Source organism: Sinomonas sp. ASV486 (assembly GCF_030908215.1).
In the GTDB taxonomy this organism is placed as follows: domain Bacteria; phylum Actinomycetota; class Actinomycetes; order Actinomycetales; family Micrococcaceae; genus Sinomonas; species Sinomonas puerhi.
This window is the reverse complement of sequence record NZ_JAVFJK010000014.1, coordinates 111,763-138,344: the sequence shown is the minus strand read 5'-3', so window position 1 is coordinate 138,344 and position 26,582 is coordinate 111,763. Positions and strand designations below refer to the sequence as shown.

At 69.5% G+C, this 26,582-nt stretch carries 19 protein-coding genes; 9 read left to right on the top strand and 10 right to left on the bottom strand.

All coding sequences use genetic code 11. The features are described from left to right. Positions 1-45 precede the first annotated feature (45 nt). The 7 genes from RBS60_RS18105 to RBS60_RS18075 form a co-directional block, all read right to left on the bottom strand. Complete coding sequence (locus RBS60_RS18105; RefSeq protein WP_307958936.1) at positions 46-1,374, bottom strand: extracellular solute-binding protein; 1,329 nt, start codon at positions 1,372-1,374, stop codon at positions 46-48. A 125-nt stretch (positions 1,375-1,499) separates the two neighbouring features. Further along, the gene (locus RBS60_RS18100) at positions 1,500-3,545 is read right to left on the bottom strand and encodes a beta-galactosidase (protein ID WP_307958935.1); all 2,046 of its coding nucleotides are present in this window, start codon (positions 3,543-3,545) and stop codon (positions 1,500-1,502) included. 119 nt (positions 3,546-3,664) lie between these two features. Further along, positions 3,665-4,813 (bottom strand): acyltransferase, encoded by a 1,149-nt coding sequence (locus RBS60_RS18095; protein WP_307958934.1) that lies wholly within the window; start codon positions 4,811-4,813, stop codon positions 3,665-3,667. 5 nt (positions 4,814-4,818) lie between these two features. Then, positions 4,819-6,996, bottom strand: a complete 2,178-nt coding sequence (locus RBS60_RS18090) for an alpha-galactosidase (protein WP_307958933.1) — start codon at positions 6,994-6,996, stop codon at positions 4,819-4,821. A 110-nt stretch (positions 6,997-7,106) separates the two neighbouring features. Beyond that, positions 7,107-8,459, bottom strand: a complete 1,353-nt coding sequence (locus tag RBS60_RS18085) for a sugar ABC transporter substrate-binding protein (RefSeq protein ID WP_307958932.1) — start codon at positions 8,457-8,459, stop codon at positions 7,107-7,109. Positions 8,460-8,540: 81 nt separating this feature from the next. Continuing rightward, a complete protein-coding gene (locus RBS60_RS18080) occupies positions 8,541-9,458 on the bottom strand; it encodes a carbohydrate ABC transporter permease (RefSeq protein ID WP_307958931.1) in 918 nt (305 codons plus the stop codon). Positions 9,459-9,469: 11 nt separating this feature from the next. Beyond that, positions 9,470-10,420 carry a sugar ABC transporter permease gene (locus tag RBS60_RS18075; RefSeq protein WP_307958930.1) on the bottom strand — a complete coding sequence of 317 codons (951 nt, stop codon included), beginning with the start codon at positions 10,418-10,420 and terminating at the stop codon, positions 9,470-9,472. A gap of 151 nt (positions 10,421-10,571) precedes the next feature. On the opposite strand from RBS60_RS18075, the gene RBS60_RS18070 reads away from it, so the two are divergent. Both RBS60_RS18070 and RBS60_RS18065 read left to right on the top strand, forming a co-directional pair. Further along, a complete protein-coding gene (locus RBS60_RS18070) occupies positions 10,572-11,837 on the top strand; it encodes a Gfo/Idh/MocA family oxidoreductase (protein WP_307958929.1) in 1,266 nt (421 codons plus the stop codon). A gap of 1 nt (position 11,838) precedes the next feature. Beyond that, positions 11,839-12,906, top strand: a complete 1,068-nt coding sequence (locus RBS60_RS18065) for a LacI family DNA-binding transcriptional regulator (RefSeq protein WP_307958928.1) — start codon at positions 11,839-11,841, stop codon at positions 12,904-12,906. 29 nt (positions 12,907-12,935) lie between these two features. On the opposite strand, the gene acs is transcribed toward RBS60_RS18065, so the two are convergent. Beyond that, the gene (gene acs, locus RBS60_RS18060; protein WP_307958927.1) at positions 12,936-14,915 is read right to left on the bottom strand and encodes an acetate--CoA ligase; all 1,980 of its coding nucleotides are present in this window, start codon (positions 14,913-14,915) and stop codon (positions 12,936-12,938) included. Between the two features lie 319 nt (positions 14,916-15,234). Between acs and RBS60_RS18055 the strand changes: the two genes are divergently transcribed. The 3 genes from RBS60_RS18055 to RBS60_RS18045 are packed head-to-tail and all read left to right on the top strand — an operon-like array spanning position 15,235 to position 18,451. Then, entirely contained in the window at positions 15,235-16,857 is a 1,623-nt protein-coding gene (locus RBS60_RS18055) for a hypothetical protein (protein ID WP_307958926.1), read from the top strand. Between the two features lie 35 nt (positions 16,858-16,892). Beyond that, positions 16,893-17,780: an endonuclease III gene (nth, locus tag RBS60_RS18050; RefSeq protein ID WP_307958925.1), complete on the top strand. Its 888-nt coding sequence runs from the start codon at positions 16,893-16,895 to the stop codon at positions 17,778-17,780. After that, positions 17,777-18,451 carry a CoA pyrophosphatase gene (locus RBS60_RS18045; protein ID WP_307958924.1) on the top strand — a complete coding sequence of 225 codons (675 nt, stop codon included), beginning with the start codon at positions 17,777-17,779 and terminating at the stop codon, positions 18,449-18,451. The genes nth and RBS60_RS18045 overlap by 4 nt, the downstream gene beginning before the upstream one ends. Before the next feature lie 80 nt (positions 18,452-18,531). On the opposite strand, the gene RBS60_RS18040 is transcribed toward RBS60_RS18045, so the two are convergent. Beyond that, entirely contained in the window at positions 18,532-20,454 is a 1,923-nt protein-coding gene (locus RBS60_RS18040; protein ID WP_307958923.1) for a hypothetical protein, read from the bottom strand. A gap of 156 nt (positions 20,455-20,610) precedes the next feature. Then, entirely contained in the window at positions 20,611-22,278 is a 1,668-nt protein-coding gene (locus tag RBS60_RS18035; protein ID WP_307958922.1) for a bifunctional 3'-5' exonuclease/DNA polymerase, read from the bottom strand. 122 nt (positions 22,279-22,400) lie between these two features. On the opposite strand from RBS60_RS18035, the gene ssd reads away from it, so the two are divergent. The 4 genes from ssd (at position 22,401) to RBS60_RS18015 (ending at position 26,327) form a co-directional block, all read left to right on the top strand. Next, positions 22,401-23,570, top strand: coding sequence for a septum site-determining protein Ssd (gene ssd, locus RBS60_RS18030; RefSeq protein ID WP_307958921.1), 1,170 nt, complete (start codon positions 22,401-22,403; stop codon positions 23,568-23,570). Further along, positions 23,567-24,766 carry a TadA family conjugal transfer-associated ATPase gene (locus tag RBS60_RS18025; protein ID WP_307958920.1) on the top strand — a complete coding sequence of 400 codons (1,200 nt, stop codon included), beginning with the start codon at positions 23,567-23,569 and terminating at the stop codon, positions 24,764-24,766. Before ssd ends, RBS60_RS18025 begins: the two co-directional genes overlap by 4 nt. Positions 24,767-25,212: 446 nt before the next feature. Next, positions 25,213-25,698, top strand: a complete 486-nt coding sequence (locus RBS60_RS18020; protein ID WP_307958919.1) for a type II secretion system F family protein — start codon at positions 25,213-25,215, stop codon at positions 25,696-25,698. Continuing rightward, the gene (locus RBS60_RS18015) at positions 25,695-26,327 is read left to right on the top strand and encodes a type II secretion system F family protein (RefSeq protein ID WP_307958918.1); all 633 of its coding nucleotides are present in this window, start codon (positions 25,695-25,697) and stop codon (positions 26,325-26,327) included. Before RBS60_RS18020 ends, RBS60_RS18015 begins: the two co-directional genes overlap by 4 nt. Positions 26,328-26,582: the final 255 nt, after the last annotated feature.

Below are 26,582 nucleotides of genomic sequence, written 5' to 3'. Positions count from 1 at the left end.
GGGGGGGGGGGGGCCCCCCCCCCCACGGTCGCTGCGATGAGGCGGCTACTGGGCCGCGTAGAGTGCGGCGGCCTGGGACTCGAGGTTCTTGATGTCCACCGAGCCGTCCTTGATGAACGCCTGGAGAGCCGGGATCATCACGTTGTTCGCCATCGCGGGCAGCGCGTCGCGGTCGAAGAACTGGCTGATGTGCTTCGCGTTGGAAATCGCGTCCGCGCACTTCTTGTTCAGCGGTGTGAACTTGGACGTGTCCCCGCCCTTGGCGGTAGCGATGTTCGACGAGTCGACTGCGTAGTAGGCGTTCTGCGCCTCGGGCGTGCCCAGGAACGCGAGGAAGTCCTTCGCGGTCTGGTTCTGGCCGCCCTTCTTCGACAGGAGCAGCCCGTCGATCGGGGCCTCGATGGCGTCCTGCCCCTCGACGGCGATCTCGGGGAACGGGAAGAAATCGATGTCGGCGAGGACCGCGGCGTCCGTGAACTGCTGGGTCACGAACGAGCCGAGGAGGTACATCCCCGTCTTCTTGTCGCCGAGGAGCTTGGCCGCGTCCTGCCAGGTCTGGCCGAGCGCTGCCGGGTCCTGGTAGGGCAGGAGGGCCTTCCACGTGTCGAAGACCGACTGGACCTTGGGCTGGTTCCACGATTCCTTGTGGGCGCACAGGTCCACATGGAACTGGTAGCCGTTGAGCCGCATGTTCATGTAGTCGAAGGTGCCCATCGCCGGCCAGCCGTCCTTGTCGGCGAAGCCGATCGGGATGATGCCATCCGCCTTCATCTTGGCGGCAAGGGTCTTGAGCTCATCGAAGGTCTTCGGGACGGCGTAGCCCTTCTCGGCCCAGAAGCTCTTCCGGTAGAAGAAGCCCCACGGGTAGTTGTAGTTCGGGACGAAGTACATCTTGCCGTCCGGGCCGGTTGAGGCCTTCTTGAGGGCGTCTGAGTAGTTCGCGCCGATCTTCTCCCACACGTCGTCGATCGGTGCCAGGAGCCCCTTTCCGGCGTAGTACTGCATGCGGTAGCCGGCGAACCATGTGAACGTGTCGTCGGGGCTGCCCTGAAGGTACGAGTTGATCTTGTTCTGGAAGTCGTTGTGGGGAACGACGTTGGTGGTCACGGTGGCGCCCGACTTCTTCTGGAACGCGTCCACCACTGCCTGGTAGGCGCGCTTGGGAACGTCGTCGGAGGCGGAGGAACCGAAGGACACAGTCTTCGACCCGGAACTGCCGCCGCCGGGCGCCGATCCGCCCGTGCACGCGGAGAGGAGCGGGACGCCCGCGAGGCCCACGGCGCCGACGCCGAGGGTCTTGAGGAGCGCCCTGCGGTTCATCAGGGAGGGCGGGAGGGTGATCTGGGCGGAGGAACCGCTGCGCTGCGTATTCATGTGCTTCTCTCCTCGGATGGAGACGCCGTCACCTATGACGTGCGTCACATAGTGGATATGGTAGGTGGGCAGAAACGTTCATAAAAGATCAGAAACGAAAGTGTGATGGTGCTGTGACCTGAAGGTCACGGCGTGGTGGGATCGAGGCGCACGACGGCGACTCCGCCCCCGGGGATGTTCAGCTCGCCTTTCGTCGGGGTGCCCGAGAGGAGCTCGGTTCCGCTGGCCGATACCCGCGCCTCGCCCGGGCCGTGGTTGATGGCGAAGAGCCATTCGCAGTCCGCCGAGCGCCGGACCACGAGCTCGAGGTCCGGGGACTCGAGGAGCTGAGGGTCAGGGGCGATTCCCGCGGCGTCCAGGACCTGGGGCAGGAACGCGGCCAGAGCGTCGTCGTCCGGCGTCGTGGCGACGTAGAACGCGTGGCCTGAGCCGACGGCGTTCCGCGTCACGGCGGGGGAGCCCGCCGTCGGGCCCTCCTCGAAGCGTGCCAGTGTCTCGGCCGTCGTCGCGCGTCCGAGCTCGCTCCACCGCCTACCCAGTCCGGTGCCCAGCGAGACGGTCTCGTCCGCCCGCAGGGGGAAGAACTCCTCCATCTCAACGCCGAGCATCTCGCGGAAGGCGCCCGGGTATCCGCCGCCGGTGAGGGGATCCATGATGATGTGGTCGTTCTCGTCGACGATGCCCGAGAAGTAGGTCACCACGAGCGTGCCGCCGCCCTCGACGTACCGCCGGAGACTGGCTGTGCCGGCCGCGGTGACGAGGTACAGCATCGGGGCAACGACCAGCCGGTAGCCCGAGAGGTCGTCGGTGCTCTGCCGCACGTCGGTGGTGATTCCCGAGCGGTAGAGGGCATCGTGCCATTCGCGCAGCTCCCGGACGGGCTGCGCCTCGACGCTCGGGTGCGAGTCGAGCTCAGCGCCCCAGCGCGCGTCGGTGTCGAACACGAGCGCGGCCTCGGCGGCCACGCGCGATCCCGCAACCTCGGACACCGCCCGGAGCGCGCGGCCGAGCTCGACGACCTCCCGCCACACCTTCGTCTCCGTCCCGGCGTGGGGCACCATGCCGGAGTGGTATTTCTCTGCGCCGGCGCGCGAGGCGCGCCACTGGAAGAACATGATCCCGTCGGCACCGCGGGCGAGGTGCTGCATTGAGTTGCGGAGCATCTGGCCCGGCGCCTTCGCGATGTTGCGCGGCTGCCAGTTCACCGCCGAGGTCGAGTGTTCCATGAGCAGCCACGGCGCGCCCTGGGCCCAGCCGCGCGTGAGGTCGGCCGTGAGCGCGAGCTCCTGATGGTTCCTCAGGTCCTCTGCGATGAGGTAGTGGTCATTGGAGACCACGTCCATGCTTGGGGCCCAGCGCCAGTAGTCGATCGGCGCCGCGAGGCCCATGTTCGTGCCCATGAAGTTGGTCGTGACGGGCTTGTCCGAGTGCGCGCGGAGGATCTCTGCCTCGGCCTCGAAGCACTCTAGGAGCGAGTCCGAGGAGAAGCGGGCGAAGTCGAGCTGGTGCGTTGGGTTGACCCACGTGCCCGAGTGGCGCGGCGGCATGATCTCGGTCCACGCGTAGTAGTGCTGCGACCAGAAGGCCGTGCCCCACGCGTGGTTGAGGGCCTCGATGGTGCTGTACTTGCGCTCGAGCCACGCGCGGAAGCCGCGCTCGGCGTGCGGTCCGTAGTCCGGCTGGTTGTGGCAGCCGTACTCGTTGTGCACGTGCCACATGGCCAGGGCAGGGTGGGACGCATAGCGTTCCGCGATCGCGGTGGTGAGCGCCGCGGCGGCGCGGCGGTAGTCCGGGGAGCAGGCCGCGAAGGCCTGCCGGGAACCGTGGGTCTGGCGGACTCCGCGCGCGTCCACTGGTGCCGAGTCAGGGTACTTCACCGTGAACCACGGTGGAGGCGAGGCGCTCGCGTTCGCGAGGTCCACGGCGATGCCGTGGGCATGCAGGAGGTCCATCGCGTCGTCGAGCCAGCCGAACTCGTAGCGGCCCTCATCTGGTTCGAGGAGGGCCCACGAGAAGATGCCCAGGCTCACGAGGTTGACGCCGGCCTCGCGCATGAGCTCGACGTCTCGGTCCCACACCTCCCTCGGCCACTGCTCGGGGTTGTAGTCCGCGCCATAGGCGATGCGCGGAGTCCCGTCGCCGAGGCGCCGGGTGAGGTTGTTCATATCCATGGGGCGGGTGTTCCTCTGCGTCGAGGGCGTGGAGGGCGGTCTCGTGGGGTCGATCCATGTGACTGCCGTCACGCCAGACTAGAGCATTGGAACACAGATGTGAACAGAAACAGACAGAACTATTCAGAAACAAACTCTGGTGGGCCGTGGCCCGGGCGCTGCGAGCCGAGCATGCGCGCGCGCAGCCGCTGCGCTGGCCTCTCCACCGCGAGGCAGCTGAGCAGGCCGAGCGGCCACACCACGGCGAGTGCGATGGCGGCGAACGCGAGAGGCGATACATGCGCGGGAACCCGTGCTGCCGCGAGGAGCTGCTGGACGGGCCACCCGTAGATGTAGATGCCGTATGAGATGTCCCAGCGATTCCCCACCCGCGACCGGATAGATCCCGCGCACAGCACGAGGTAGGCGAAGGGCAGCGGGGCCAGGGCGGTCCCGTAGCCGGTGGCCAGCGCGCCCCAGACCGCCAGGCCCGCGGCAGCGGCTGGTACGACACCCACTCGCAGCCGGTTCCGCAGGGTTGACACGAGCGCGCCGGCCAGGAAGACCGCGACGAACGGGAGGACGAACTCGGTGCGGTCCGAGCCGTACCCGCTGCCGAGCAGCTTCCCGGCGACGGCCCCGGAGAACAGCGCGAACAGGAACAGGATCACGATGCTGTGTCGCGCGCTCCCGCGTTGTGCCCTGCCGTGGTGTGCGCTGCCGGATGGTGCCCTCACGGGCGAGGCCCTCCTGACGGAGTAGACCGCAACCGCAACGAGGACGTAGCACAGTACCTCCCACGTCAGCGTCCACAGGGGTCCGTCCCAGTCCGAGGGATCATGGTTGCCTGCGAGGGAGGTCCCGATCGGCGGTGTCCTCGTTGTCCCGACGACGAGCGTGAGGGCCGCGGCCACGAAGGCCAGTGCGCCGCGCACCTCGTAGCGTCCCTGGGTGAGAAGTGCACCGATCGGGGCCGCGATGAAGGCGACCGCCAGAGCCGCGACCGCGAGGCCGGGATAGATGCGGGTCCACCGCGCCGCGACGAATGCCAGCAGGGTGGAACGCTCGGCGCTGACCGTGATGAGGTACCCCGAGATCGCGAAGAACCCCATCACGCCCGCCGTGCCGAGCTTGATCCCGGACCACGCGGGCTCCGGTCCGTAGCCGCCGAGCCACCATGCGTGGGAGACGATGACGGCCGCGGCGAAGACGAGGCGGAGCCCGTTGAGGGCGTTGGCCCGGGAGCCAAGGGCCGCGCCGAGGGTCCGCGACCCGAACAGCCCGGGCACCATGGCTACTCGGTCGCCGCGATCTCGAGCAGTAGCGCGTGTTCCGGCCGCAGGACGGGCAGCGGCAGGCCGACCTTCGCGAGGAAGCGGCCACTCGCGGTGGCACCCTCGGCAAGCCATACGGGCGGCACGACCTGGGTGAACGTGTTGGCCAGGTCTGCGTCGTCGGACGTCGGCAGCGCGGCGCGGACGCGGTACGTCCGCTCCGGGTCGAGGCCCGGGATACCCACGCGGCCGGGCATCTCGGCCGAGAGCGTGCCCAAGGCGACGGCCGCGAAGAGCCCCGACGCGCCGTCGTGCGCGACGACGCCGTGCAGCGCGAGGTTGGGCTCCGCGAGGTCCGCGTTGACGCGGACCCCCGAGTGGAGGAGCCCCCGGTGCGCCTTGTACAGCGCGATGGCCCGCTGGAGCGTTGCGCGCTCGGCGGGCGTGGCCTGCCGTATGTCCCACTCCATGCCGAAGTGTCCGAACAGCGCCGTGATCGCGCGGAACGAGATGTCGTGGATCCGGCCCGTCGTGTGCGAGTGGGTCGGACCGACGTGTGCGCCCATGAGCTCGGGCGGGAGTACGGCCTGGGTCCATCGCTGGATGGTCTGGCGCTCGAGGGCGTCGTTGCAGTCCGAGGCCCACACGCGATCCGTGCGCTGCAGGATGCCCAGGTCCACGCGGGCTCCGCCGGACGAGCACGACTCGATCTCGACGCGGGGATGCGCGGCCTTGAGGGCATCGAAGAGCCGATACGCGGCGAGGGTCTGCTCGTGCACCGAGGGGCGGCCCGCGTGGCCATGTTCGGTCAGGTCCCGGTTCTGGTCCCACTTCAGGTACGCGATGCTGTTCTCGGTCAGGAGGGTGTCGAGCCGCTCGAAGATGTACTGCCAGGCCTCGGGGTTGGCAAGGTCGAGCATGTGCTGGTGGCGCCACTCGAGCGGAAGGCGGCCGCCGTCCTTGTGGGACTTCGCCGCAGGGCCCACGATCCACTCCGGATGGGCTCGCGCCACGTCGGAATCGAGGTTGACCATTTCGGGCTCGACCCAGAGCCCGAACTCCATGCCCAGCGCGTTGACGCGCTCGATGAGCGGGGTGAGCCCCTCGGGCCATACCGTCTCGTCGACGTACCAGTCGCCGAGGCCCGCGTGGTCGTCGCGGCGCCCACGGAACCAGCCGTCGTCGAGCACGAAGCGTTCGACGCCGAGCTCCGCAGCCGAGTCGGCGAGATCGAGGAGGGGTTCGAGGCGGTGGTCGAAGTACACGGCCTCCCACGTGTTCAGGACCACCGGGCGCTGGCGGGCTGCGTTGTGGGCAGTGGGCCCAGCGTGCTGCGGGCGTCCGCGGAACCAGCGGTAGAAGGCATCGGTCACGCCGTCGAGGCCGTGGTCGGAGTACGCCGCGTAGAGCACGGGCGTGCGGTAGCTCGCCCCGGGTGCCAGCACCACCTCGCCCGAGCCGAGGAGCTCGGACGCGCCGAGCATGCGCCGGCCGTCCGCGAGTGTATCGAGGTACTGCTCATGGTTGCCGGACCAGCCGAAGTGGACCGCCCACACGCGGCCGGCCCGGTTGGAGAAGGCCGACGTGCCCGCAGCCACGAGCAGCGATGAGTCATGGCCCGTGCGGCCGTGCCGGCCCGAACGCACCCACGTGCCCTGGCGGATCGCCTGCCGCTGCGGATGGTTCTCGCGGCACCACCGGCCGGTGAGGTCCAGGAGTTCGACGGCGTCCCCCGGCACCGGGAGCACAGCGCCGAGCTCGTCGAGGCTGTACGCGGTGGTGCCCGTATTGGTCAGCTCGTGCGAGAGCTCGAGGAGTCCGCCCTCATGGAGGAGCAGGTCGGAGGCCACGCTCAGCCCCGATTCGGGGTCGGACTGGACGATCCTCGCGCCGAGGCCGTCGAGGGTCGACTCAGCCGAGACCACGCGGAAGGCGGGGGAGAAGGAGAGGCCGGGAACGCCGTCGCCCGTCCGGCTGCCGCGGACCGCGGGACGCCCCAGCCACCCCGACGACGCCTGCGGAAGGAGGCCCGCGACCACCGGCACGTCGAGTGCCGAGTGCGGGATCGGCGGGGTCAGGACGGCGAGGTCGGGGAGGGCCTCGCCGAGGTCGGCGCCCCAATGGACGATCTCGGCCTCGCCGGAACCGAAGGCGAGGAGCAGGCTGGTACCGGCGGAACGGAGGTGGAGGGAGTCCATGGGGTTCTTTCGACGGTGGGGCGGGCGGTACGGGTGGGCTTGAGTCCAGAGTAGGGGCCCGGCGCGGGCCGGGCCCCTGAGGCCGGATCGATCGGAACCGGCGATCTGGCCTACTGGAAGAGCGCGTTGACCTGGCTGTTGGCGTCGGTCAGGGAGCTCGCGGGCGACTTGCCCGAGAAGACGGCGTCCATGGCCGGCTTCATGATGCCGTCAACCTTCGCAGCGTTCTCCGTGATGGGGAAGAGGAACGTCGTGTTGTCCTTCACCTGCTGGGTGAACGGGGTGACGTCGATGCCCTTGGCCTTGAACGCTGCCGACGCCTTGTCGGCGGCCTCCGAGATTGCGGGGAAGACGACGGCCTTCGCCGCGACGACGTCCTGGCAGGCCGGGGACCCGAGGTACTCGACCCACTTCGTCGCGGCGGCCGGGTTCTTCGTGGCGGCGTTGATCGAGTCGGCGAGGCCGTTGTACATCGAGGCGCGCTTGCCGTCAGGGCCGGTCGGCGTCGGGGCGATGCCGACGTTGATGCCCTTGTAGCCGAAGTACTGGCCGATCATCCACGAGCCGTTGGCGTTGATCGCGGCCTTGCCAGCGCCGAAGGCATCGGGCATGGAGGCGCCGACCGTCGTCTCGAGCTTGGGCATGTAGCCCTTGTCGATCATGGAGTGGAACCAGGTGATGGTGTCCTGGACCTTCTTGTCGTCGAAGTTGAAGTGCGTCCCCCAGGGGTTCTTGTCGGTGTGGGTCCAGCCGGTGGTGCCGGTCAGCCAGCTCCACTCGGTCTGTCCCTCGGAGGCGCCGGAGCCGGCGAGGCCCACGCCGTAGACGGCCACGTTGTTCTTGTCGAAGCCCGCCTCGTCGCCGCGCTTGCCGCTCGTGTCCACGGTCAGGTGGGCGATCGCCTTCTCGAACGTGCCGCCGTCCGTCGGGTTCCAGGAGAGGCTTCCCACCTGGTCGGCGGTGAGGCCGGCCTTGGAGATGAGGTCCTTGTTGTAGAACAGCGAGATCGTGTCCCAGTCCTTGGGCAGGCCGTAGCGCTTGCCATCCTGGCCGACCCAGAGGTCGGCGAGGCCCTTGTTGTACTGGCCGAGGTTGACGTTGTCGGCCTTCACCGCGTCGTCGAGGGAGAGGAGCTGGTTGTTCTTGACGAAGTCGCCGTACTTGGAGAGGTGGTCCGTGAAGACGTCAGGCCCGTTGCCACCGACGAACCCGTTGGTGATGTTCGTCCAGTAGTCGTCCCAGCCCGTCTGGGTGACGTTGATCGTGATGTTGGGGTTGGCCTTGTGGAAGTCGTCGGCGCACTGCTGGTAGGCGGGGAGCTGGTTGGCGTCCCACAGCCAGTAGCTGATGGTTCCGCTCGCATCGGAGTTGGCCGACGCGTTCTGGCTTCCACCGCCGGCGCAGGCGGAGAGAGCGAGGGCTGCGGCCGCGGCAACGGCCGCGGCACCGAGTGCTTTCTTCATGGGGGGTCCTTTCAGGACAGGGAGGGGGTGGCCCGCGGCGTCATGCCGAGTGCCTGAGGGGGGAGATTGAGCTGGGTGGGGCTACTTGATGCCCGAGAAGCCGATCGAGTTGACGATCTTCTTCCCGAAGGCGACGAACAGCAGGAGGATCGGCAGCGCCGAGATCAGGGTGGCCGCCATGAGGCCGGACCAGTCGGGGGCGCCCTGAGGCGACTGCGACTTGAAGACGCCAAGCCCGACGGTGAGCACTCGGACCGCTGGCGCGTTGCCGACGAGGAGGGGCCAGAAATAGTCGTTCCAGGCGGCGATGAACGTGAGCAGGCACAGGGTCGCGAGCGGACCGACGGCGTTGGGGATGACGATCTGGAAGAAGATCCGGCCGTGCTTCGCGCCGTCGAGCATGGCGGCCTCCTCCACCTCGCGGGACATGCCGAGGAAGAACTGCCGCAGGAAGAACACCGCGAACGGGGTCATGAGCATCGTGGGCAGTGCGATCCCGAGGTAGGTGTTGAGGAGGCCCATGTTCTTGATCAGGAGGAAGTTGGGCAGCGCCGTGAAGATCCCCGGGACGAGGAGCGTGCCGAGGAAGAGCGCGAACACCTTGTTCCGGCCCTTCCACTGGAGCCTGGCGAACGCGTAGGCGGCGAGGGCGCTGAAGAAGACCTGGGAGACGGTGATCAGGGTCGAGACGATGACCGAGTTCAGGAGGTACTGCCAGAAGCTGATCGAGGCACCGGATCCGCCTTCGGCCTGTGCCTGGGCGGTGGACTGCAGGCCCAGGACTCTCGCGAAGCCACCCCAGGTGAAGTCGGCGGGGAGGAGGTCACCCGAATGGGTGGCGAGCGAGTGGTTGTTGGAGAGCGCGGTCCGCAGCATCCAGAGGAACGGGCCGAGCGTCACGACGATCGCGAGGATCAGCGCGGCCCAGGTTGCGATGCGACCCCAGTTGAGAGGGCGCCGGCCTGTTGCGCGGCGGGAGGCGGGAGCGAAGGTGGTCATGACATGTCCTCTCAGGCCAGGTCGTTCTCGTTGCCGCGCAGGAACTTCATCTGGAGGAACGCGACGACCCCCAGGATGATGAACAGGATCACGCTCAGCGCCGAGCCGTAGCCGAAGTCCTGCTGTGTGAACGCGCGCTGGTAGATGTAGTACTGGATCACGCGGGAAGCGTTGATCGGGCCGCCCTGCGTCGTGACGGCAACGGTGTCGAAGATCTGGAACGAGCCGGTGACGGTGACCACGAGGACGAGCAGGAGCACCGGGCGGAGCAGGGGCATGGTGATCTTCCAGAAGGTCTGCCACTTGCTCGCGCCGTCGAGGTTCGCTACCTCGTAGAGATGGCCGGGGATCGCCTGGAGGCCGGCGAAGAGCAGAAGCGCTGTGTACCCCATGTGGCGCCAGACGTTGACGAAGGCAATGGTCGGAATCGCCCAGAACTCGTTGCCGAAGAAGGCGACCTTGGGAATGCCGACCCACTGCAGCATCTGGTTGACGATGCCGATCTGGTAGTCGAGCATCCAGAACCAGAGCAGGGCGACGATGACGTTGGCCACGAGGTACGGCAGCAGCAGGATCCCGCGGATCACCGTGGATTTGGCCACGTGGTACATGAGGAGGGCGAGCCCGAGTGCCACCACCGTCTGGACGACGATGTTGAGGAGGACGTACTCGAGCGTGACGCCCATGGAGTTCCAGAAGAGCTTGTCCTGGAAGATCTTGACGTAGTTCTTGACCCCGACCCAGACCGGGTTCCCCAGGATGCTGTAATCGGTGAAGCTCAGGTAGATCCCGCGAATCGTGGGGACGAGGTAGAAGAGCACGAACCCCACGAGGGCCGGTGCGACGAAGATGAGCGCGACCCGAAGGTCGCCGCGGCCGCGACGGCGGACGATGCGTTGGCTGCCTCCGGAATCGGCGCTGGGCCGCGTCGGTTTCCGGGGCCCCACTGAGGTGGTCGTCATTGGTTCCTCGCTGTGATGTGGATAACAAGTGACCCAAAATCTACACGAGTAACTTTTGGAATGGCAAGGGGCTTTCCCGGAAAACATGAGGTCTGGCTTCAATGGTGAAGAATTTGTTGACTCGAGTAGATTCGGGTGCGAGACTTCCCGCATGACTCACACCACAGGCTTCACCCTCGGCGTCGTCGGAGCGGGCCAGTTCTCGGGCCAGTTCTCCAAGCTCTTCAACGCCCACCCCGTCGTCTCCGCCGTCTACGTGACCGATGTCCTCGCGGAGCGCGCCGATGCGCTCGTCGAATCACAGGGACTCGCGGGCACGTTTGCCAGCTTCGAGGACATGCTCGCGAGCAGCGTGGACGCCGTCGCGATCTTCACCCAGCGGTGGACCCACGGTCCGCTCGTGGTCCAGGCGCTGCGCGCCGGCAAGCACGTCTACTCCGCCGTCCCGATGGCCATCAGCCTCGGCGAGATCGCGGCGATCATCGAGGCCGTCCGCGAGACCGGCCTGACCTACATGATGGGCGAGACAAGCTACTACAACCCGGCTACCGTCTATGCGCGCCAGCGCCGGGCGGAGGGCGCCTTCGGGCGGATCTTCTACGCCGAGGGCGACTACGTCCACGACATGGACCTCGGCTTCTACGATGCCTACCAGTACAGCGGAGGTCCTGACTGGAAGCAGACCGCAAGCTACCCGCCCATGCTCTACCCGACCCACTCCGTGGGCGGCGTGATCGGGGCGATCGGCTCCCACGCTGTGAGTGTGAGCTGCATCGGGGTGCGCGACGACCGCGGAGACGGCGTGTTCGACCGCGAGGTGAGCATGTTCGACAACGACTTCTCCAATGCCTCCGCTCTCTTCGAGCTCGCCGGCGGCGGGTCCATGCGGATCAACGAGTTTCGGCGTGTCGGGTACCCCTCGCACTTGCGTGAGAGCCGCTTCCGGTACTTCGGCACCGAAGGCAGTTTCGAGCAGCTCGTCGGCTCTGCCGTATGGCAGGACAAGGAGGGCTTCACCGACGTGAGCGAGCTCGTGGAGACGGCGGCGACGCTCGACGCCGACGACCCCTCGCTCGCCAACGTCGCCCCCGCGCTGCGGGACGCCTTCGTCTCGGGCCTCGCCCCCGTGCACGACGCCGGGCGGCTGCCGCGGGAACTCCGCGGCATGCCCAACGGCCACGAGGGAAGCCACCACTTCCTCGTCGACGACTTCGTCCGCGCGGTTACCGAAGGCGGCCTCCCCCCTGTCAACGCGTGGGAGGCCGCTCGCTACACCCTCCCGGGCATCATCGCCCACCAGTCCGCGCTCGCGGGCGGCGAGCGCCTTCCGATCCCCGACTTCGGCGACGCGCCGGGTGACGTGCCTGCCCACGCGGGCGCGCCGTCGTCCGCCATTCCGGGGGAGCCCCGCGGCTAGCATGGGGGCCATGCCGCATATCCCCGCCGCCGCGAAGCCGACCGCCACCCGCAAGGACGTGGCGCGGCTCGCGGGGGTGAGCACCGCGGTCGTGAGCTACGTGGTCAACGGGGGGCCCAAGCGGGTCTCCCCGGCCACGGAGGCGAAGGTGCGCGACGCCATTGCCGCGCTCGGCTACCGGCCGAACGCGGCGGCGCGCGCGCTCAAGCTAGGCTCGAGCGAGATGCTCGGGATGATCGTCCCGGACACGACCAACCCGTTCTTCGTGCTGCTCGCACACGCTGTCGAGGTAGCCGCCGCCGAACGGGGCTACGCGCTGCTCATTGCCAACTCGGACGCGTCCGTCACCGCCGAGCGACGCCACGTTGAAAGCCTGGCGAGCAGGCGCGTCGACGGGGTGTTCCTCTCAAGCGTCCTGTTCGAGCCGGACCTGCGCGACCTCGAGGCCGCAGACATCTCCGTCGTGCTGCTCAACCACAGCACAGACAGCCCGGGCTTCGCGTCGGTGGGCGTAGACCTCCGCGGGGGCGCGCGCGTTGCCGTCGAGCACCTTGCGGGCCACGGGCACCGGGACATCGGCCTCGTGATGGGGACCAGCACCGGAGGTGGGCAGGATGCGCGCGAGGTCGGTTGGCTTGAGGGGATCAGGGCTGCCGGGCTCGTGCCCGGTCCGATCGTCCGGGCGCCGTTCCGGCGCGAGGACGGTTATCGGGTGGGACTCGAGCTCGCCGTGTCCACCGATCGGCCGACGGCGCTCTTCGCGAGCTCGGACATCCTCGCTGTGGGGCTCCTGCGGGCCTTCCACGAGTCCGGCGTGCGCATCCCTGAGGACATCGCCATCGTCTCGTTCGATGGCTCGCCCGAGGCGGAGTTCAGCTGGCCCGGCCTCACGACCCTCGCCCAGCCGATCGAAGAGATGGCCCGTGCCGCGGTCGAGGCTCTCGTGGGCGATGGCCCCGCGAGCAACCGCATCTTCCCGCCGACCCTCGTGCGCCGCGCCTCGTGCGGGTGCCAGGCGTCCGATCCACTGACGCCACGGACGACGGCGGCGCCTCACCGCTTGGGGTGAGGCGCCGCCGTCGGGCGTGGCTGTGTTCCCTACTTGCGCAGGTCCTGGGCGATCTTGTGCATGACGCTCGGATCGGCGAGGGTCGTGGCGTCGCCCGGGTCGCGGCCCTCGGCGACGTCCTTGAGGAGGCGGCGCATGATCTTGCCCGAGCGGGTCTTGGGCAGTTCGGGAACCACGAGGATGTGCCTCGGCTTGGCGATTGGGCCGATCTCGTGGCCGACGTGGTTGCGGAGGGTCAGCACGATCTCGCTGGCCGCATTCTCGCCCGTCGGGAGATCCGCCTCGCCGCGCAGGATCACGAACGCGACGACGGCCTGGCCGGTCGTCTCGTCCGCCGCACCGACGACCGCAGCCTCGGCGACCCACGGGTGGGACACGAGCGCGGATTCGATCTCGGTCGTGGACAGGCGGTGGCCGGAGACGTTCATGACGTCGTCAACGCGGCCGAGGAGCCAGATGTCGCCGTCGTCGTCCTTCTTGGCGCCGTCGCCCGCGAAGTACATGCCATCGAAACGGGACCAGTAGGTGTCCTTGAACCGCTCGGGGTCGCCCCAGATGGTGCGGAGCATGGCCGGCCACGGCTCGCGGATCACGAGGAAGCCTCCGTGGCCGTCCGGGACAGACTGCCCGGCCTCGTCCACGACATCGACGGCGATGCCGGGCAGGGGGACCTGCGCTGAGCCCGGCTTCGTCGCCGTGACGCCCGGGAGCGGGGCGACCATGATCGCGCCCGTCTCGGTCTGCCACCACGTGTCGACGATGGGGGCCCGACCGCCGCCGATCACGTCGCGGTACCACATCCACGCCTCTGGGTTGATCGGCTCGCCCACCGAACCGAGCACGCGGATCGAGGAGAGGTTGTACTTGGCGGGGATGTCGGAGCCCCACTTCATCATGGTGCGGATGGCCGTCGGCGCGGTGTAGAGGATGGAGACCTTGTACTTCTCGACGATCTCCCACCAACGGCCCTGGTGCGGCGAGTCCGGCGTGCCCTCGTACATGACCTGGGTCGCGCCGTTGACGAGCGGCGCGTACGTGACGTACGAGTGGCCCGTGACCCAGCCGATGTCCGCGGTGCACCAGTAGACGTCCGTCTCGGGCTTGAGGTCGAACACCGCCGAGTGCGTGAATGCGGTCTGGGCCAAGTAGCCGCCGGTCGTGTGCAGGATGCCCTTGGGCTTCCCCGTGGTTCCGGAGGTGTAGAGGATGAAGAGCGGGTGCTCGGAATCGTGGCCCACCGCGGTGTGCTCAGGCGAGGCTGCCTCCATCACCTCGGACCAGCGGAGGTCCCGGCCGTCGGTCCACGCGACCTCCTGCTTGTTGCGCTCGACGACGACCACGTGCCGGACCGTGTGCCCGTCCTCGGCGAGGGCCTCGTCCACGGCCGGCTTGAGCGCACTCGGCTTGCCTCGGCGGAACGTGCCGTCCGCCGTGACGACCAGCTTGGCCTCGGCGTCGTCGATGCGGGAGCGCAGCGCCTCCGCGGAGAAGCCGCCGAACACCACGGAGTGGACCGCGCCGATGCGGGCGCACGCAAGCATCGTCACGACGGCCTCGGGGATCATCGGCAGGTAGACGGCCACGCGGTCGCCCTTGGCCACGCCGAGCGCCTCGAAGGCGTTGGCCGCGCGCTTGACCCGCTCGGTCAGATCCGCGTACGTGATCGTCTCCGTATCGCCCGGTTCGCCCTCGAAGTGGATCGCGACGCGGTTTCCGAGGCCGTTCTCGACGTGCCGGTCCAGGGCGTTGTACGCGGCGTTGACCTCGCCGCCCACGAACCACTTGGCGAAGGGCGCGTCCGACCAGTCCAGCGTTTCGGTGAAGTCCTTGGACCACGTCAGATGCGTGCGGGCCTGCTTGGCCCAGAAGGCCAGACGGTCGGCATCCGCTTCGGCGTAGATGTCCGCGTGGACGTTCGCGGCCGCGGCGAACGCCTCGGACGGGGCGAACTTGCGCTCCTCACGGAGCAGGTTCTCGAAAGCGTCTCCGCTGACGGTTTCGTTGGACATGGATGTCCTTTCGGCTCGTTCCTCGCATGGTCCAACCGACACGTACGGCCCCCGGCGAGGGACGCTCCCGGCCTCCGTCGGATGTGAGGGCGCGCACATCGGCTGCCTTCATCCACAGTAGCCCCAACGGGGTCGCGGCGACGTTGCGTGCGTCACACTGCGGCGCTGGGCGGCCCCTACCGTGCGGCGGACGGTAGGCGTCCGACGGCGAGCGGCGGGTGCGCGCCGTCGTCCTCGAGAGCCTCCCTGCGGCACCGTCTGTCTAGGTGCGCTCAGGTTCATGTGGCTAGGCTGAACCCCAAGACCGAAGGAGTGACTCATGTCTGAACCCAGCAAGAGCCCGTCCGAGGGGCGCCGCAACGAGGCCATCCTGGGCCCGTTCACGTTCCGCGATCTGACCCTTTTCGGGGGTGTGCTCGTCACGTTCGTGGGCTCACTCCTGCCCTTATGGGCCTTGGGGTACGGCACCATGTGGAACTCCACGAGCCTCTTCTTCATCGGGGTTGGATTCCTCGTCCCGGCTGCTGCGGCGGCCCTCTTCGCGTGGCGAAGGCTGGAACCCACAAGGAGCCTCCGCGTCGGGTCTCTGTCCGTGGACCAGTTCGCCTCGGTTGCCGCTGTCCTCTGCGCTTCCTTCTACTTCGTCTTCGCGGTCACGACGCTCTCGCCCGGCGGCCTCGTGGGTCTGCTGGGCGGCCTTGCGATGCTGGCAGCGACAACGCTGGCCCGCGTCATCCCGCAGTTCGCGGGCGACTTCGACGGCCGAGCGGAGGTTCCCGCCCATATCGTTGCGCGTGACGCCGTTGCGCCGGTTCGGCGGCCGAAGCCCGTCGAGGCCTCGATCGGGAATGGCGGTGAGAATGCCGGCGCAGCTGGCGGTGGGAATGGCGGTGCAAAGGCCGGTGAGAAGGCCGGGCCATTGGCCGGGGCCATGGCTGGCTTCGCGGATATGAAGGCGCGCCTCGCCGGAGGCAAGGCCAGCGCATCCCGTCCGGGGTCCGAGGGCTCGGAGGAGGCCGGTTTCGGAGGCAGGACGGCGGTTGCACCTGTGGTTGGTGCCGGCGCGGTGGGAGCGGGGGCTCTCAGCGCGGGCGCGTGGGCCGGCCACGCCGACGACGCCGCTTGGGGCAGGCCCGAAGAGCCGTCAGGGACGTCGACGTCGGGCACCGCCAAGTCCTCCGAGGCGGTCGGGTCCGCGGGGCTCCTCGATGCGGGCCAGCCGACAGAGATCGGTGCAGCCGACCTCCTTGCGCCGGCCGCTGACGAACCATTCGGGGCTGAGGACGAACAGCACGCGCGGCAAGGTTCTGGCGCCGCGGCGGACGCAGCAGGGACGGGGTCGCGCGGCACCCTCGGGGCGGTGAGCGCCGGAGACGCAGCGGCCCTTGAGGCAACCGAAGCGCACCTTGCCGCCCGGGAGGACGGCGGCACGACGTTGTCGGACGCCTTCGCGTCGCCCCACCCCATGCGGCCCGCAGACGACAATCAAGGTCGTGCTGGGGTCGAGGGCAGCACCGCAGCCATGAGCACGATCGGGGACGCCGACGGCGAGGTCTACGGTGCGCCCGAGTCTTTTGCCGACAACGCGACCGGGCCCAGGGGCGAGTCCGAGGCCGCGTCCGAGGCTGAGAACACCGCAGGCCCCGCCACGGCCGTCTTCCCTGCGTCTTCGGGCAGGGACGCTCAGCCCCAGGCTCCCACAGACCACGGGGACATCGGCGCGACGAGGCCGTACGAGGAGCCGGGGCAGTCTGAGGCCTTCTGGTTCGCGGTCAGCCAGGCGCGCTCCGCCGTGGACCCGTCGACCGGACGCCCCGTGTTCAGCCTTCACCCCGGTCAGTGGATTCTGGCCCTTCAGGACCGCGGGCACGAGTTCGTGGTCCAGAGCCCGGACGGCCGGATCGGCATCCTGCGCGAGCTGTCGGGAATCGAACGCGGGTGAGTGGGACGGGGGCCAGCGGGCCTCGGCTGAGGAGGATGAGTCCCGATGAGTCGTCCCTCGCCCTCAAACGGCGTGCCCGCAAGATCAACAGGGTCCTCGCCGAGGCGTATCCCTATGCCCACGCCGAGCTGGACTTCCGGAGCCCGTTCGAGCTCCTTGTCGCCACTGTCCTGAGCGCTCAGACCACCGACGTCCGCGTGAACCAGGTGACCCCGGTGCTCTTTGCCCGCTACCCCGACGCACGGGCGCTCTCGGAGGCCGAGCTCGCCGACATCGAGGAGATCATCCGCCCCACTGGGTTCTTCCGGGCCAAGGCCAGGAGTCTCCACACGCTGGCCGGAAAGGTCGTCGACGAGTTCGACGGCGTGGTCCCCGGCACGCTCGCCGAGCTCGTCACGCTCCCGGGAGTCGGGCGGAAGACAGCCAACGTGGTGCTGGGCAATGTCTTCGGGGTTCCAGGCATCACGGTGGATACGCACTTCGGACGCCTCGCGAAGCGGTTTGGGTGGACCGCCTCGGACGATCCCGTCGTGGTCGAACGGGACGTCATGGAGCTCTTCGAACCCCGCGACTGGACGATGCTCTCGCACCGCGTCGTGTTCCACGGCCGCCGTGTCTGCCTTGCACGCAAGCCTGCCTGCGGGGCGTGCGCCGTCGCAGCCCTGTGTCCGTCATACGGCGAAGGCGAGACCGATCCGGAGAAGGCCCGCAGGCTCCTGCGCTTCGAGCTTGCGCCGGGCAAGGAAGCGCTGCACGCGGAACTGGTAGCGAACACTGCGCTCGCCGCGGAGATCCGCCAGCGGACGGAGACTTTCGCCAGCGGCCCCGCGACGGGGTCCGGGGTGCGCGACGCGTCTACGTCGCAGGCCGACGGGACCTTGGCTGTGGGCAGTGAGCCCCTCGCTGCGGGCGCCGAGTCGTGAGCGCACGGTCCGAGCTCGAAGAACTCGTGCGGGCAATCAGGGCGGGGGAGACCGACCCCTTCGACAGACGGTGGCACCCGGCTGTACTGCCACTCGGGTTCCGCGAGGCCGCCGTGCTCGTGCTGTTCGGAAAGCTCGACGATATTCCGGCGGTGTCCCGCCGTCCACTCGCGCCGGCGGAGCTCGACGTACTCCTGCTCGAACGCGCCGCAACCCTGGGGTCCCATCCGGGTCAGGTGGCTTTTCCCGGGGGCAGGAAGGACCCCGAGGACGCAACGCTCGTTGACTGCGCCCTCCGGGAGGCTCAGGAGGAGACCGGCCTCGATCCTTCAGGGGTCGACGTCCTCGGGGAGCTTCCGCCGCTTGGCATGGCGGTGAGCTCCTTCCTGGTCTCTCCAGTCATCGGCTGGTGGGCGTCTCCGACCCCTGTGGACGTGGTCGACTACGGTGAGTCCGCACAGGTCTTCCGCACACCCGTCCGCGACCTCCTCGACCCCGACAACCGGGTCACGGTCGTGTTCCACCGTGGCGCCCGGTTCGCGAGCCCGGGCTTCCTCGTCAGCGACGTGCTCGTCTGGGGATTCACTGCCATGGTCCTCGATTCGTTGTTCAACGCGCTCGGATGGACAGTCCCATGGAATCGGGACCGGGAGTACCGGATCGAACTCTGAGGGGGCGGCGCCCGGCCGCGGTGGCCGTCTGTGGGCGGCGGCGCGTCTGTGGGCGGCCCCATCTAATGCTGCGACTGCGTCTACCGCAGCGAATGCGCCGCGGACCTGAAGGCCTCCGCTGTTTCGGCACGCTGGTGCCACCAGTTCTCCCCGAGATCTGCGGCATTGAGGATGTTCAGTCCAGAGTCGACGAGCTTTCCGCCAGGTCCGGGGAGGGAGACCGCGAACTCTGTGCCGAACGGACCCGTGATCTTCTTCCCTGCGATGTCGGCATCTACCCCGGGCACGAGGTGGAGTGCCTTCGGCACGTCGACACGTACGCCCTCACCGCTAGGGAGCCCTAGGTCCAGAGCCCATCGGGCGGGCGACTCCGCGGAGCCGTGTTCCCCGGCCACCGAGTCCTCTCGAGGCGGTCCTTCGGCGCTGGATGCGGCGGCGAAGCCTGATCGGGATCCTGCACCGTCCACGTGGGATTGGCGGCTGGCAGCGTCGAGGTTGGGCTCAGAGCCCAGCTCAGGTGCGAGCGACTCGTTGTCGATGCTGTCCTTGACGCTGTTCGACACTGAGGCCACGACCGCATCGTGTTGTTTCGTGAGCGCCTGCCCGAGGCGCCCTGCGACGCCGGTAGTCCGCGCTTCCTCGACCGCCTGGGGAACAGCCTCCCGCCCGGCGCCGACCGTGGACTGGGCACCGCGGCCCGCCATGGATGCGAGCGGGTTCCGGTCTGCGGGCTGACCTGGAGCGATCCCCGGCATGCGAGTGTCCGACTGCGCGCGCGGCGGGGCGCCACCACCTGCCTCCCCATGTACTGCGGTCCGGGCGAGGGCTTCGCGAACGCCCGGTAGGTCGCGGCGCCAGCCGAGGACGAGGGCGCGCCGAGCGGTTGACTCGCCGAGGCGGTTGCCCAGCGCGGTCGCGGGCTTCTCGAGGACTTTGGCCAAGGCGGCGGAGGGCCCCTCGGTGGCGAGTCTGACGACCCAGTTGTCGGTGAGCCGCTCCAGCGCCCCCGGCACTCTGTTGAGAGGCAGCCGACGGATGGGCGGCGGGAGCCTGCCGGCGGTCCAGCGGGCGATGCGGGCAGCCAGAGACGTGAGGGCCTCTTTGAGCCGGCCGATGTTGCTTGCGATGATCCGGGCGAGCGACGCGAGCCGCTCGAACATCGCGGTCACCCGCGCAACTGCCAGGGCCACTCGGCCAGCCGATGCTGCGCTACCGGCCACGGCGCTCGCCCCGGCCGTGATGACGGCCGTCAGTGCGCTGATCGCCACCGTTGCCCCGAGCTCGATCGCGAGGTCGCGGATCTCGTTGCGGACGTCCTGATGGGCCGCGTCAATATGGGCTGCAAGGTCGCCGCACGCCGCCGAGAGTTCGGTCGCGCCGCCGCTGAGACCGGAGAGGGCCGCATCGAGCTCCCGTTCGCGCTCGCGTGCGACGCTGACCGCTGGCGACGACATCCCCTCGAGGCAGCCCGCGGCACACGCGAGGGACGTCCTCCTCGCCGAATCGAGTGTGGTGGCCATTGCCGCCCACTGCGAAGACGCGGTGCGCAGCTGATCGGCGTCGCCGTTCGGCCACACCGTGCCGATGGCCTCCACGACGGCCTGCGCCACTGGGTCGGGCGAAGCGAAGGCGGTTCCGCCCCGTGCCTCGGGCAATGTCTGCGCCGCGGTCTCGCTGTGCGCGAGTGCCGGGACCAGTGGATCTGGCGTACCGCCGCCGAACCATGCCTCCGTTGCCTCGTAGGCCGCCCCGGACTCGTTCAGGGCACGGACGTGGGAGCCCATGTGGCCTGCCAGGGCGGCCGAGATCCCGAGGAACGACGCCGCGGCGGGGTCATACGCGTCAGACCAGTCCGCTCCGGCCTGATCGTTGCCGGCCATCCCGCCGCAATGCGCGAGCCCGCCAGCGATCGACTCGGCGGCCGACAGCACCTCGCCCTGCACCTGCGCAACGTGTGACGCACATTCCACGAGCCGATGAGCGTCCACCACGATGGCTGTCATGTCCTGCCTTCCCCCGAAGTCCGTTTACCCCACCAAGGTAGGTTCCGAGCGGAAGGCGGCGCGACGCCGTCGTGCGCTATGTGGAAAACCCCGGGGGAAGGACCCCGGTGGTGGAAGGACTGAGTGGGCGGGCTTGTGTCGGGAAGAAGACGGGGGCTACTTGGCCTGGTCGTAGGACTCGACCACGGCCACGCTGAGGGGGAACTCGACGGGGGCGCCCGGGAACAGGAGCTTTCCAGCGGCGCGAGCGGCGTCCCGCACCGCGGTGGCACAGGCCTCGGCAGCGGCCTCCTCAGCATGGACCACCACTTCGTCGTGGAGGAAGTACACGAGCTCGGCCGTCAGACCCTCGGCCCTCAGCCTGCGTAGCCGTCCGCGGAGATCCGCCATCCAGCACTCGGCCCACTCCGCGGCTGTTCCCTGCACCACGAAGTTGCGCGTGAACCGGCCCCGGTCGCGGGCGATCGCGTCGGCCCGACGCTGCTCCTCGGCCGTCGTAGTCCGCTGGGAGGCGCTCCAGCGCTCTGAAGGTGGGGGTGTGCTGCGCCCGAGGTGGGTCGTGACGGTGCGGCCGCGTTCGCCGTCGCGCGCGGCCTGTTCCACGAGCGCCACGGCCCTTGGGTACAGCCGCGTGAGCTGAGGCATGAGCCGACCCGACTCGCCGGTCGTCGCGCCGTAGATCGCGCCGAGCAGTGCGACCTTGGCCTGCGCGCGGTCGCCGCCGAAGCCCGCGGCCGCGATGCCGGCGTAGAGGTCCTGATCCCGGGAGGCGGCCGCCATGGCATCATCGCCTGCGAGCGCGGCGAGGACCCGCGGCTCGAGCTGCGAGGCATCGGCCACGACGAGGCGGTGCCCTGGCAGGGCCCGCGCGGCGGAGCGGACATCGGCAGGGATCTGCATCGCGCCGCCGCCCCGCGACGCCCACCGCCCGGTGACAACGCCGCCCACCACGTATTCGGGCCGGAACCGGCCGTCCGCGACCCAGGCGTCGAGCCACGCCCAGCCGTTGGCCGAGAGGAGTCGAGCCATCTTCTTGTACTCGAGCAACGGCACGATCGCTGGATGCGTGTACTGGCGCAGCTCCCACGCCCTCGTGGTCCGGGCCTCGATCCCTGCACGGTGGAGCGCGCGCATGAGCTCTTGCGGGGAATCCGGGTTGAGCATCGGGGCCCCCAGGAGGGTCCTCAGCTCGCCCGCCTTGGCCTCGAGGAGCGAAGGGCGGGCGAATCCAGTGGGGCGTGGGCCAAGTCGGTCCGTCAGGAGGGCATCGTGGGCGGCGGCATCCCAGGGCACTCCGGCGTGCTGGATCTCGGCGGCGATGAGGGAGCCTGCCGACTCGGCCGCGAGGAGGAGCGTGAGGCGCTTCGCCTGGGGTGAACGGGCGACGGCGCCGAGCTGGTCCCGCAGCTCGGACGCGAGGACGTCTGGGCCGGGGCCGGCCGGGGCGTCGTGCTCGAAGAGGGTGCCCTGGTGGGGCGGTGGAGGGACGCGGGCGAGGACGTGATCGGCGTCGACTGCACCCGCCGCCGGAATGCCCGGCGTGTATCCGCTGTCCTGGGTGTAGGCCGAATGGGCGAGGATCGCAGCGCTCAGCGAAAGGTCGTGGCAACGGTCAACCTCAACCCCAGCCGCGAGGAGCGCCGGGTACCAGTCGGTGGTGCGCTGCCACACCCACCGTGGCCGATCTCGGCACTCGATGCCCCGGATGGCGACGGCGAGATCCGTGGGATCGAGGGCCTCGGCGTCCGATGTCGGATAGCCGGCGCGGCCCAGACGCTGGAGGAACACGCCGCCGTCGGGGGCCGGGGCGACGAGCTCATACACGACCTCTATTCTCGCCTGCCTGCGGACTGCAGTTGTCCTCCACAGATGCCGCCTCGGCGTGTTGTCCACATACGGCAGGCGGGTGGTTCCGGGGCTGCGGCCGCCTCTGAAGGCTGTGAGGCATGACAAGAAACGGGCTGAGCAGCGCGGCGGAAGAGCGGGGATGGCTTCCCGAGGCAGGGTCGGTGGTCTGCTGCGTGAGTGCTGACGATGCGCTCCGCGAGGAGTGCGCGCGGGTGGCTGCGGTAGCGGGCGTCGAGTTCGAGGGAGTGCGCTCCGCCGACGACGCGCCCGGCCTCTGGTATCGCGCGGACCTCGTGCTGCTCGGCCCCGACGTCGCCGAGCTGCCCCCACAGCGCCGCAGTTCGAGCGTCCTAGTGGGCAGGCCAGCCCAGCGGCGGGAGCTGTGGCAGCGTGCCGCCAGTCTGGGGATTGACCACGTCGCCGAGCTGCCGGAAGCCGCCGACTGGCTGGTCGAGTTCCTCAGCCGACGCAGCGGCGAGGGTCCCGCGGGGAGCGTGCTCGGGGTCCTCGGAGGATGCGGGGGCGCAGGCGCGAGCACGACGGCGTCGCTCGTCTCGGGAGCAGTGGCGCTCGCAGGGACGGAAACGCTACTCGTCGACGGCGATCGCCTGGCTGGTGGGCTTGAGGCCGCTGTCGCCGCGGATCCCGGAGAAGGGCTGCGCTGGCCCGATCTGGCCTCAGCGAGCGGCGCGATCAATCCCCGTCAGCTCGCGGACTCGCTGCCCCGGGTCGGCGATGTGGGGCTCCTGTCGTGGCCCGCGGCACCGGGGCGAGCGGTACAGGTCCCGCCGTCGGCGATCGCCGAAGTGCTCGAGGCGGCACGCACGGCGTTCGACCTCGTAGTGGTCGACATCGGGCGCGGCCGTGAGGGGCTCGAGGACTTCGCGTGGACGAGCGATCGGCTCCTCGTCGTCGTTCCGGGGACGCTCAGCGGGGCGTTGTCTGCCGCCCAGCTGCTCCACGAGCTGCCGCCGGTTGCGGTCGGCGCCGTGGTGAGGGGCCGGACGGCGGAAGGGGTCGACGCCGAGCAGCTGGCCGAACTCGTAGGCTGCCCGCTGGTCGGGCAGATTCCCCATCTCCGCCGCGCCGCACCGGCGGCGGACGCCGGACGCCTCATGGAGCTGGCACGTCTCAGACCCGTCAGGAGCCTCGCACGCGCGGTTCTGGACGGGCTGCCTGACGGCAGGCCGGCGGGTCAAGTGGACGACGACGCGGCGCTCGCCTTGGGTGCACGGCTCGTCCAACGCGGGCGGAGGGCGGCCCGATGAGGGGCATTCACCGCCTCGACCCTGACGTCCTCGACCCTGCGCTCCTCGACTCGGTCCGGCGATCGGTGCTGGCCCAGCCCGGCCCCGTGACTCCGGCGCGGATTGCGACCGCAGTCCAGGACAGCGGAAGGCTCCTCGGGACCTCCGGAGCGCTCGCGGCCGTCGAGTTCATCACCGCCGAGCTCCGAGGACTCGGACCTCTGCAGAATCTCGCGAACGATCCCGCGGTGACGGACCTCTTCGTCAACGGCCCCGACGACGTCTGGTTCGACCGCGGCGAGGGGCTTGAACGCAGCTCAGTGACATTCCCCTCGGAGGAAGCGGTCAGGACGCTCGCGGTCCGTCTCGTGTCAGCGGGCGGCCGCCGGCTCGACGACTCGTATCCGTGTGTGGACGTGCGCATCCCCGGTGGGTACCGCGTCCATGCGGTCCTTCCTCCGGTCTCGACCGGCGGAACCCTCCTCTCCGTGCGGATCGCCAGGGAGACGTCGATGACGTTGGACGAACTCGAACGTGTGGGGGCCGTCCTGCCCGACCAGAGACAAGTCCTCGAGGCGCTCGTTGCACACCGTAGGAGCTTCCTCGTGAGCGGAGCGACGGGCTCAGGCAAGACGACGCTCCTGAGCACCCTGCTGGGCCTGATCCCGGCCAAGGAGCGGATCGTGCTGGTCGAGGATGCGGCCGAGCTGGCGCCCGACCATGCGCACACGGTGTGCCTCGAGGCCCGGCACGGCAATGTCGAGGGGGCGGGGGGAGTGGACCTTGCCCAGCTCGTGCGGGAGGCGCTGAGAATGCGTCCCGACTGGCTGGTCGTCGGTGAGTGCCGAGGCCCCGAAGTCAGGGAGCTCCTCTCGGCCCTCAACACAGGCCACAGCGGTGCGGGCACTGTCCATGCCAATACCGCCGGCTCGGTTGTCGCGCGCCTCGCCGCCCTCGGGGCCCTCGCTGGCCTCAGCGCCGAGGCGACCGCGCTCCAGGCAGCGAGCGCGCTGGACGCCGTGGTGCACCTTGAACGGTCGGGCGCGGGACGGCGAGTGGCGAGCATCGCCGTCGTGTCCTATGGCCCTCGGGGCCTTGCGGTCGAGGACGCCCTGCTCCGGGGCGACTCGCCGGCGGGGAGCTCGGAGCGTGGCCCCGGCTGGGACCGGCTCGCCTCGCTTCTCGGCTTCGCGCGGAACCTGGGGGCAGTCGCATGAGCACGCTGCTTGGGGCGGTGGCGGTATCCGGAGCACTGTTCGTGGGATGGTGCCTCGCGGTCCAGCGCGGCGGACTGTTGGTGCGCGTCCCAGGGATCGTCGGACGAGGGCGGACCGGGGCTGGAGCCGGAGGCGCCAGCCGCGGATTCCATGGCCGGTTGACTGGCCACAGGCGCAGGGTCAAGCCCGCGGAGCCAGCGCTGGAGCTTCAACGTGCGGCCCTTCTCGTGGGGCAGCTGGCCGCACTCCTCCGCGCAGGCCGCACGCCGGAGCAGATGTGGCGGCAGGCCTCCCAGACGCGTCCTCGGAACTCGGCGCCCCTTCGGCCCAGTTCGCCTCGGGGAGCGAGTCCACGTTCAGGCACCCATTCCCGCGGCGATGTGGTCATTGGATCGGGGACTGCGGAACGCCCGGAGGACGCTGCGGAACAGTCTGCGGCGCAAGGGGTGGGAGCCGACGCGTCCTCACACGTCCTGGCGGCCGCCGCTCATGCTGCGGCGCTCGGACGCCCCGTCGCGGCCGCGCTGCGCGAGGCCTGCGCGCGGGCCGCAAGCCCGGGAGGGAAAAGGGAGGGCCCGTCATCGGCCGAGACCGGGGTCTGGCTGAGCGTCGCGGCATGCATCGAGACCGCTGAGGCTTCCGGAAGTCCTCTGGCGGGGGTCCTCGACAGGCTCGCAGCCCAGCTCGAGGCAGACGCCGACGCGGCCGCGGCACGGGCTGTTGCCCTTGCCGGCCCACGGGCTACCTCACAGGTCCTCGGCGTGCTTCCTCTCGCGGGTCTCGGTCTTGGAATCCTCATGGGAGCCGATCCCGTCGGGATGCTGCTCTCCACGCCGCTGGGATCGCTCTGCCTAGGGCTCGGCTTCGCACTCACCCTCGCGGGTCGCTGGTGGTCGGCTCGGCTCCTGCGCTCCGCCTCGGAGTCACGATGAGCGGAATCATCGTGGGCGCGCTCGTGACGATCGTGGCCGGGTTGGCCCTGGGATGGTCAGACGGTGCCCAGAGGGTCCGCCGGGTGCTCGAGGACGGTGGCCCTCGGTACCGTTCCGGCGACGTGCCGAGGCAGCAAGGAGGCTCCCCGGATCGCACAGATCGTCCCGACCGCGCACCAAGCCTCGTGAACAGAAGAAGCCCCACCGCGGACGACGTTCCCCTCCTGCTCGAGCTTCTCGGAGTCATGCTCCAGGCCGGTCTCGGCCTCCCACGGGCGCTCGAGGTCGCGGCCCGCGTGGCCGACGGGCCGGCGGATGCCCTCACGCGAGCGGCCGCGGCGCTCCAGCTCGGCACCGACTGGGCTCATGCATGGCCTGACGCGCCGCCGTCCTCCGACGTATGGCAGCTCCGCGAGGCCCTGGATTTCGCGGCGGCAACCGGTGCGCCGTCGGCCGAACTGCTCTATGCCCGCGCGCGGCAGCTGCGCCGCAGCAGGCATCGCGACCTCGAGAGGCGTGCTGCGGCTCTCGGCGTGAGGCTCGTCATACCCCTCGGCGTCTGCTCCCTCCCAGCGTTCCTGTGCCTTGGGGTGGTTCCAGTCCTCCTGGCCATGATTCCGGGCGGATGATCTCCCGCCCCCGATGACTCCTGCCCTCACGGCAGGCGGCGCACAGGCGCCACCGGTTCCGGCCATCCGGCACGGGACTCCACGGGCCCGGGCACTTCTCGCTGTGGAAGTGGTCCGTCCCCACTCGAAAGGAGAATCACATGTCCGCCATGGTTCAGCCAGCGGCCCGCACGGGTCGAACTGCTCCCAGCCCCGATCCCGCGTACCTCGAACTCGCACCCACGCCGGGGCCGGGTCCGCATGCAGTCCCTTCGA